Origin of the sequence: Burkholderia sp. E168m23, assembly GCF_016586125.1 — a bacterium.
Classification (GTDB): Bacteria; Pseudomonadota; Gammaproteobacteria; order Burkholderiales; family Burkholderiaceae; genus Burkholderia; species Burkholderia orbicola.
In genome coordinates this window covers 1-1,359 of sequence record NZ_BCPP01001357.1, presented here as the reverse complement: position 1 = coordinate 1,359, position 1,359 = coordinate 1, and the positions used below count along the sequence as shown (strand labels likewise).

Genomic DNA, 1,359 nt, shown 5'->3' with positions numbered 1-1,359 from the left:
CGGTAAAAAGGGGATTTTCGGCACGAAACCGGCGATCGGATCGCACCCGCCGGTGTGCATGGCGAGCGAACCGCCCTCACCTTCGCGGCGCGGGCGGTTCGCAGCAGCGCGCATTACGCGCGGATATCGTCGACGCTGCGCAGCCAGTGGACGCTGAACAGGTTGTCCGCGTCGGTCCACACGGTATCGGGTTCGAACCCGGCGCGGCGTGCGATCGCATGAAAGCCGTCGATCGTGAACTTGTGCGAATTCTCCGTATGGATGCGTTCGCCGGCTTCGAAACGGAACACGTGGCCGCGCACGTGCACGGTCTGCGCGACGTCGCTGACCAGATGCATCTCGATGCGCTGCCGCCCGCGATCGTAGAACGCGCAGTGCGAGAACGCGTCGACGTCGAAATCCGCGCCGAGCTCCGCGTTCGCGCGCACCAGCAGGTTCAGGTTGAACTGCGCGGTCACGCCCTGAGCGTCGTTGTACGCGTGATGCAGCGTGCGCTCGTCCTTCACGAGATCCGCGCCGACCAGCAGGCCGCCGCCGCGCAGCAGCCGCGCCGCGTCGCGCAGGAACGCGTCGGCTTCTGCCGGCGAGAAGTTGCCGATCGTCGAGCCGGGAAAAAAGCCGATGCGCCGCCGCGGCGTCTCGGTCAGCGCGGCCAGTTGCTCGGCCTTCGTGTAGTCGGCCGCGAGCGGCGCGACGTCGAGCCACGGATAGGCCGCCCGCAGCCGCGCGGCCGCGCCGTGCAGGTAATCGGCGGAGATGTCGACCGGCACGTAGCGCGCCGGTGCGTTCGCGTAATTGTTCGCGAATGCGTCGAGCAGCACGCGGATCTTCTCGAGCGAGCCCGCACCGAATTCGACGATGTCCGCATGCGGGCCGACCCGCCGCACGATCTCCGCCGCGCGATCGCGCAGGATGCCGAGCTCGGTGCGCGTCGGGTAGTACTCGGGCAGTTCGCAGATGCGGTCGAACAGCGCGGAGCCGGCCGCATCGTAGAAGTATTTCGGCGGGATGCTGCGCGGCGTGCGCGACAGTCCGTCGATCAGGTCGCGCTCGAACGCGCTCGGCCGCGAATCGCGGGCGGGTTGCAGGCCACCGCTCGTGGCCGTCAGGTCAGACGTCTCGCGCAAGTCGCACTCCCGTGAATTGCCAGCGTGCCGCCGGCGGAAAGAAATTGCGGTACGTCGGCCGTTCGTGTCCGGGCGGCGTCACGATGCTGCTGCCGCGCAGGACCTGCTGGCCGACCATGAACTTGCCGTTGTATTCGGCCGCGACCCCGGCGAGCGGCCGAAAGCCCGGATACGGCTCGTACGACGAACGCGTCCATTGCCAGACGTGCCCCAGCATCTGCCGGATGCCGTC

At 68.2% G+C, this 1,359-nt stretch carries 2 protein-coding genes; both read right to left on the bottom strand.

The features are described from left to right. Positions 1 to 113: 113 nt before the first annotated feature. A complete protein-coding gene (gene egtD / locus JMF90_RS37260; protein ID WP_201316664.1) occupies positions 114 to 1,127 on the bottom strand; it encodes an L-histidine N(alpha)-methyltransferase in 1,014 nt (337 codons plus the stop codon). Continuing rightward, on the bottom strand, positions 1,111 to 1,359 hold a 249-nt coding region (locus tag JMF90_RS37255), incomplete at its 5' end, for an SUMF1/EgtB/PvdO family nonheme iron enzyme (RefSeq protein ID WP_201326359.1). The genes egtD and JMF90_RS37255, both read right to left, overlap by 17 nt.